Source organism: Arthrobacter sp. SO3, assembly GCF_020532825.1.
Taxonomy (GTDB): Bacteria; Actinomycetota; Actinomycetes; order Actinomycetales; family Micrococcaceae; genus Arthrobacter.
Map to the genome: position 1 here is coordinate 17799 of NZ_MQTS01000243.1, position 7088 is coordinate 24886.

Annotated in this window: 7 protein-coding genes and 1 pseudogene; 5 read left to right on the plus strand and 3 right to left on the minus strand. The window is 66.8% G+C overall.

The features are described 5' to 3' along the window. Positions 1-227, minus strand: a 227-nt coding sequence (locus BJQ90_RS20945) for a rhodanese-like domain-containing protein (protein ID WP_226762106.1), incomplete at its 3' end; no start/stop codon positions are given. A gap of 152 nt (positions 228-379) precedes the next feature. Between BJQ90_RS20945 and trxA the strand changes: the two genes are divergently transcribed. From trxA to BJQ90_RS20960, 3 genes are all read left to right on the plus strand, one after another. After that, positions 380-751, plus strand: coding sequence for a thioredoxin (trxA, locus tag BJQ90_RS20950; RefSeq protein ID WP_226762107.1), 372 nt, complete (start codon positions 380-382; stop codon positions 749-751). A gap of 62 nt (positions 752-813) precedes the next feature. Further along, positions 814-1335 carry an OsmC family protein gene (locus BJQ90_RS20955; RefSeq protein WP_226762108.1) on the plus strand — a complete coding sequence of 174 codons (522 nt, stop codon included), beginning with the start codon at positions 814-816 and terminating at the stop codon, positions 1333-1335. Between the two features lie 692 nt (positions 1336-2027). Further along, the gene (locus BJQ90_RS20960; RefSeq protein WP_226762109.1) at positions 2028-3173 is read left to right on the plus strand and encodes a phytase; all 1146 of its coding nucleotides are present in this window, start codon (positions 2028-2030) and stop codon (positions 3171-3173) included. A 39-nt stretch (positions 3174-3212) separates the two neighbouring features. Here BJQ90_RS20960 and BJQ90_RS20965 read toward each other — a convergent pair whose 3' ends face one another. Beyond that, on the minus strand, positions 3213-5393 hold the full coding sequence (locus BJQ90_RS20965; RefSeq protein WP_226762110.1) for an elongation factor G-like protein EF-G2: 2181 nt from the start codon (positions 5391-5393) through the stop codon (positions 3213-3215). A 185-nt stretch (positions 5394-5578) separates the two neighbouring features. Here BJQ90_RS20965 and BJQ90_RS20970 point away from each other — a divergent pair, with 185 nt between their 5' ends. Both BJQ90_RS20970 and BJQ90_RS20975 read left to right on the plus strand, forming a co-directional pair. Then, positions 5579-6019: a DUF3054 domain-containing protein gene (locus BJQ90_RS20970; protein ID WP_226762111.1), complete on the plus strand. Its 441-nt coding sequence runs from the start codon at positions 5579-5581 to the stop codon at positions 6017-6019. 98 nt (positions 6020-6117) lie between these two features. After that, positions 6118-6399, plus strand: coding sequence for an Lrp/AsnC family transcriptional regulator (locus BJQ90_RS20975; protein WP_024368097.1), 282 nt, complete (start codon positions 6118-6120; stop codon positions 6397-6399). A 99-nt stretch (positions 6400-6498) separates the two neighbouring features. Here BJQ90_RS20975 and BJQ90_RS20980 read toward each other — a convergent pair. Then, a pseudogene (locus BJQ90_RS20980) lies at positions 6499-7088 on the minus strand (anthranilate phosphoribosyltransferase); the annotation flags it as partial.

Genomic DNA, 7088 nt, shown 5'->3' on the forward strand with positions numbered 1-7088 from the left:
ATGAGCTGGTCCGCGGCCGCCGCGCTGCGGCGTCCGCTGCGGCAAATGGCGATGACGGGCCGGGCCCTGTCCAGGTCATCAAGGCGCCCGCCCAGTTCGCCCAGGGCGATGTGCCGGGCCCCGGGAATCATGCCCCCGGCGACTTCAGCTGATTCGCGGACATCGATAATCTGGGCGCCGCGGCCGCTCGTGAGCTGCTCCGCGAGCTGAGCGGGGGTAATTTCCATGGTCTGGACCTTTCGGTAGGACAGGGCTGTTGGGCTGCGAGAAAGAACTGAGGGACCCCTTCCATCATGATACCCCAGGGGGTATTTATGCAAACTGGCGCAGAGCTCACCGCCCTGTTGCTCCAATACCCCTAGGGGTATATTATTGCACTATGGCAACCATCGACATTTCCGAAGCGACCTTCAACGACACCATCACCGGCAACGACATCGTCCTGGTGGACTTCTGGGCAGCCTGGTGCGGGCCTTGCCGGATGTTCGCCCCCACCTTCAGCAAAGCCTCCGAGAACCACCCGGACGTCGTCTTCGCGAAGGTGGACACCGAGGCCGAGCCCGGCCTGTCCGCTGCCGCCCGCATCACCTCCATCCCCACCCTGATGGCCTTCCGGGAAGGGATCCTCGTCTTCTCCCAGCCAGGGGCGATGAACCCCACCGGGCTGGAACAGCTCATCACGGGCATCAAAGAGCTGGACATGGAAGAGGTCCGGGCAAAAATGGCAGCCGCCCCGGCAGCCTCGAAATAACACCGGACCCCGGCCCCAGCCCCGGGCGCAGGACATGCCCCACCAACGGATCGAGAAACACCTTGAGCAGCGAACCAGTCATCACAGCCGCAGGCAGCGCAACGGCCGCCGGCGGCCCCGCCCCCGGGGGAAGCCAGCCGGTCCGGGTCGCACACCTGGGCGGCGACCGCTTCGATATCAACATCCGCGGCCACCTCATCCGGACCGACCAACCGGTCGGCGACGGCGGGGAGGACACCGGCCCCACCCCAACAGAACTGTTCATCGCAAGCCTCGCCGGCTGCATCGCGTTCTACGCCCGCCGCTACCTGGACCGACACAACCTGCCCACCGAGGGCCTCGCCGTCGACGCTGAATTCCACATGGGCTCACGACCCGCACGCGTCGCCAGCATCGAGGTGCGCCTCACCATCCCCGACGGCGTCACCGCCGAACGCCGCGAGGCACTGCTCGCCGTCGCCTCCCACTGCACCGTGCACAACTCACTGACATCAGCCCCCGAGATCTCAGTGGCCTTCACCAGCGACTCCGGACAGCCGGGCGATCCGGGAGAACGCCTGGATGATGGAGCCGGCATTCGCTGAGTGGGCGCCGCACGCTGACCCGCGAGGGCTCCGCATCCAACTTTTCGCAAGTCGGTTCATCGTTGCCGCTGAAGTCTGCGCGAGGCAGACGCCGGGTGGGGGCGGCCAGGAGGTCCGGTACCTTCTGGCGAGCTTCGTCGACGTCGTGCCGGGATTCTCCCCTCATATGCGTCTCTGGACAGGGCAGGTACCCGGGGCTAGGTTGGGCGGTGTGACCGGGATTTCAGGTTTTTGAACACTCACCGTTGGAGGAATCGTGAACAGGCCGATCCTGGAGAACCTGTGGAACAAGTTGGATCCGAGGACGCAGGAGTGGATGCGGGCCAATCCCGGCACTGTCATCCTCCCGCGGAGTGTGACTGAGGCGCTCGTTCGGGCGAGTGGTTCGCCCGACAGCCTGGAAGGAGTAGATCGAAATGGTCAACTCCCTCTCTCCCCACAGGACCAGACCTTCATCAAATCCGTGGCCGCTGCTTCGCCGGTCGGTCACCCGGTGCCACCGGGCGCGGCGTCCGCCTGAGCGCCGGCGGCCGGCGACCCTGGGATGAGAATCGCCTCCAGTTCTTGACTCCTGGGATCATGCAATCCGGAGACCCAGCCCGGATGCTTGACAGCGGCGGCGCTGCGCTCACATAATCCCAAGACGCCACCGTTCGACAACGCGCATCATGGACCCGGCCAGGGAGTGAGCAATGTCCAACCACGTCCGATCTGCAGCGATGTTGCTCGCCGTGGCTGCACTGGCCGTCCCGGCTCTGGTCGGTTGCGGATCCACGCCCCCTTCCTCCACGGCCCCATCCGCCGCTCCACGGACGCCGGTCACCACCGCAGCCCCCGCGTCCGCGCCACCCGCATCTCCCACCCTGAGCGAATCGAGTGTTTTGCCCGCACTCGAGACGGAAGAATTTTCGGGTTCGGGCGACATTTCAGATGACTCAGCGATTTGGGTTGATCCGGCCGCCCCTGCCAACAGCGTTGTCCTGGCTGACGACAAGGCGAACTCGGGCGGGGGTATCGGCGTCTTCGACATGAACGGCAAACTCCTCCAGTTCAGACCGGACGGAAAAATCGGGAACGTGGACCTGAGAACGGGTTTCCCGCTGTCCGGGAAATCCACGGTCCTGGTCGGTGCCAACAACAGGTCAGACAACACGCTGGCATTATGGACACTGGATACAACCAGCAGAACCCTGTCACCGGTGGCGGCACGCAGCATCGCCACCTTCGCGCCCAACTACGGCTTCTGCAGCTACCACAGCAAAGTAAGCGGAAAGTTCTACGCTTTCGTGACGCCCAACGGACCCGGGTCCGTCCAACAATTCGAACTCTTCGACAACGGAGCGGGAAAAGTGGAGGCCACCCTCGTGCGATCTCTCCCGATAGACAGCATCAGCGAAAGCTGCGTCGCTGACGACGAGCTTGGACACCTGTACCTCGGCCAGGAGGACGTCGGTATCTGGAAATACGGCGCCGAACCTGACGCCGGCGCCGACCGGAGTTCAGTGGATGCGGTGGGGGCGGGCCATCTGGAAGCCGACATCGAGGGGATGAGCATCGCCTACGGCGCAGACGGTGCCGGGTACCTCTTCGTATCCAGCCAGGGCAACTCCACCATCGCCATCTACGACCGGTCCGGCAACAACGCTTTCCGCAAGAGCTTCTCCGTGGGGGCCAACGGGGCAGTCGATGCCGCGACAGGCACGGACGGGCTGGACGTGACCACCAAGAACGCCGGCCCGGGGTTCGAGCAGGGTCTTCTGGTGATCCACGACGAGACCAACTCCGGCGGCAACGCATCCAACCTGAAGTACGTCCCCCTCAGCTCCGTCCTCAAATAGGACACTTCCGGGCGTCCGGAATCCACCCCGGACTTGTCGTCAGTCCTTCGTGGCGGCACGGGCAGCGGCCGCTGGCACGGGCTCATGACGGAGGTATCGTCTGACGAACCGGCCACTGCCCGAGGTCAGGGCGCGCAGCTCGATCGCATAGCGCAGGAGTTCCTGGTCGGGCACTTCGGCGGTGATTTCGGTCAGGTCTCCCCCGGTCGACGTCGTTCCTGTCAGCCGCGCCCGGCGCGAGGAGAGGTCGCTCATCACCGCGCCCACGTTCTCGTCCGAAACACTGATGGTCACGGCCGAGACGGGCTCCAGCAGTTGGATGCGCCCGGCTGCGGCGGCCTCCCGCAAAGCCAGCGCCCCGGCAGCCTGAAAGGCAGCGTCCGAAGAGTCCACGCTGTGTGCCTTGCCGCCAAGGAGGGTCACCCGGATATCCACCACCGGGAAGCCGGCGGAGACGCCCTTCTGCATTTGTGCCCGCACACCCTTCTCCACCGAGGTGATGAAGGGGCCCGGGATGACTCCGCCGACGGTCTTGTCGACAAATTCAAATCCGGTGCCACGCTCCAGCGGTTCAACCTCGATGTCGCAGACGGCGTATTGACCGTGGCCTCCTGATTGTTTGACATGCCGGCCGTGGCCCGCCGCGGGCGCCGCAAACGTTTCCCGCAGCGGGGTGACCACGTCGACCGTCTGCAGCTTGACGCCCTGCTCGCGCAGCCTGCCGAGCACAACGTCCGCGTGGGCCTCACCCATGCACCAGAGGATCAATTGATGGGTTTCGGCGTTCCGTTCCACACGGAGCGCCGGGTCCCCGGCCGCGACCTTTCCCAGGCTGCGGGCCAACACATCCTCGTCGCCGTGCGAGGCAGCCTCGATCGCGACGGGCAACAGCGGATCCGGCATCTCCCACGGCTGGATCAGCAGCGGCAGCTCCCTGGCCGACACGGTGTCCCCGGTCTCGGCGGGCCCGAGCTTCGTGAGGGCGCAGATGTCGCCGGCCACGGTGTACGGCACCGGCCGCAAGCCGGCGCCCAGTGGGGAATACAGATGGGTGACGCGCTCGTCACTGTCGTGGTCGGCATGGCCCCGGTCCGCCAGGCCGCGGCCGGCCACATGGACGGACGAGTCCTCCCGCAAAGTGCCGGAGAAGAGGCGGACGAGGCAGACCCGGCCCAGAAACGGGTCGATCGTGGTTCGCACCACCTCGCCGAGCAGTGGCCCCGCCGGGTCACAGTCCGGGATCGCGGCGGGAGTCCCGTCGAGGTGGGAGGCCGCTGGCCGCCGGCAATTGTTTGGCGGCGGGAAGGCCCGTGTCAGCATTTCCAGGAGTTCTGTCATCCCCACCCCGGTCTCTGCGGAGGTCGCAATCACCGGGTAAAAGGATCCCCGGGCGACTGCCGTCTCCAAATCGCTGACCAGAATCTCAAAGGGGATTTCATCTCCGTCCAGATACCGCTCCATCAGCGTCTCATCCTCGCTCTCGGCGATGATGCCTTCGATCAGCGCTCCCCGCGCGGTCGCCGAGGAGGCGCGTTCGACGTCGTTGGCGTCCCGATGTGCGGGCTGGGCGCCATCCGTAGGGTGTTCGGAGACGGTGCCAGAGAGGAGCCCCAGCAATCCGGCGCCCGCGGCCCCGGCCTCGACCGGTAGGTAGAGCGGCAGGACCGTGTCGCCGAAAGCCCGCTGGCACCTCGCCAGGGCGGCGTCGAAGTCCGCCCGGGGGTGGTCCAGCCGGCTGACCACCACCGCACGGGGCACCCCGACGCGCTGGCACTCAGCCCAGAGGGCCGTGGTGGCAGCATCGATATCGTCAACTGCGGAGACGACGAACAGCGCCGCATCCGCAGCGCGCAGCCCGGCGCGCAGTTCGCCAACGAAGTCCGGGTAGCCCGGCGTGTCGAGCAGATTCACCTTGATGCCGCCGGCCAGCACGGGCACCACAGAAAGAGCGACGGAGCGCTGCTGGAGGACCGCGGCCGGCTCCGAGTCACTAACGGTGGTGCCGTCGGAGATCGAACCCATCCGCGAAATTGCGCCGGTTGCGGCCAGCAGCGCCTCGGCCAGCATTGTCTTTCCCGCCCCGGAATGACCAACCAGTGCCACGTTCCGGATCTGGTCCGGCTGTTCGGGCGGCAGTGCTTCGGTGGCGTCGGCCCGCCGGAGTTCAGCCGCTCCCCGCGCGGCGGTCTTCACCGGAACCTTGGCATCTTTCGCAGGCATGTGGACCTCCCGGTAGGCATCCGTCGGCCCGTTCAACCCGCCAGCTTCCGGCGGGCGTGCGGCCGTCTATTTGGATTTGACACCCTGCGACGAACTGACGGCAAGGTGCAACGCCAACTCCGCCTATCGGTGCCGGCAGGTCGGGCAGAACGGTCCCCGCTCCCCGCGCGACTAGGCTTGGAGGTATGCCTTCTTCAACACCGCCACTCCCCCGTCCCGCATCGACCGGATCGGCGGAAACGACGGCGGCCAGGCGGACCACGGTGTTCGCCCTCTGCGCCGACGCCGCCCTGATTCTGGTTTTTGCCGCCATCGGCCGCGACGCCCATCAGCGCGGGGACGTCATCACCGGGGTGTTTGCCACCGCCTGGCCGTTCCTCGCCGGCGCGGCACTGGCCTGGCTGGTGTGGCGGGTGTGGCGCTCGCCCCTGTCCCTCTGGCCCGCCGGAGTCAGTGTTTGGCTCGGCGCGGTCACCGGTGGCATGCTCCTGCGGGCCGTCACCGGACAGACTGTGGTCCTGCCGTTCGTTATCGTGGCCCTGCTCAGCCTGGGACTCTTCCTGCTCGGATATCGTCTTCTGGCCGCGGTGGTCCGGCAACGCAAGACACGCCGCCGCGGGGCCTGATGGACTAGGCTAGCAGGGACATGGCCAAGGCCCCCGGAGCAGCATCAGGGCGGCTTTGCTTGGCCGGCAACGGCGCAACAGATCCGGAAAGGTCACACGTGGTCACCGCATTCGTCCTGATTAAGACAGACGCTTCCCGCATCCCGGAGACCGCGGAAGAAATCTCCGCCATTCAGGGCATCAGCGAGGTCTACTCCGTGACCGGCGAGTGGGACCTCATTGCGATCGCACGGGTCCCCAAGCATGAAGATCTCGCGGACGTCATCGCGGACAAGCTTTCCAAGGTACCCGGCGTTGTCCACACCACCACGCAGATCGCTTTCCGCGCATATTCCCAGCACGACCTGGACGCGGCCTTCGCCCTCGGCTTCGAACAGTAGGGCTCATCCCGCAGGAAGGCTCAGCCGCAGGGCCCAGTCGTCGGGCTCAGGGCCCAGGGCTCAGCTGAATGCCGCGGCAGCGGCCCGCCGCCGCGGCATTCAGCTGCGCGAAAGCGCGACCCAGCGGTCGAGCGCGGCCGCGGCCGATCCCGACTCGACGGACTCTTCCGCACGCTGGAACGCGGCGGCCATCCGCTCACGCAGCGGGCCGGCTGCATCCAGGTCAAACGCGACGAGTCCGGCGGCCGCGTTCAGCAGGGCGGCATCGCGGGCGGAACCCCGTCCGCCGGCCAGCACGGACCGCACGACGGCGGCGTTGGCCGCAGCGTCCCCGCCGCGGAGCTCTTCCAGGGTGGCCCGGCGGATACCCAGATCGCCCGGCTCAAACATTTCCTCGTTCACCGCGCCGTTCCGGATTTCCCACACGCGGGACGGACCCGTCGTCGTCAGTTCATCGAGTCCGTCTTCCCCGCGGAACACCAGCCCGCGGCTGCCGCGTTTGGCCAGCACCCCGGCCACGAGCGGGGCCATCCGCTCATTGGCGACACCCACCGCCGAGGCCTGCACGTGCGCCGGGTTGATCATCGGACCCAGGAAGTTGAAGGCCGTCGGTACGCCCAGTTCACGGCGGGCGACGGCGGCGTGGCGCATCGAGGGATGAAACACCTGCGCGAAGCAGAACGTGATTC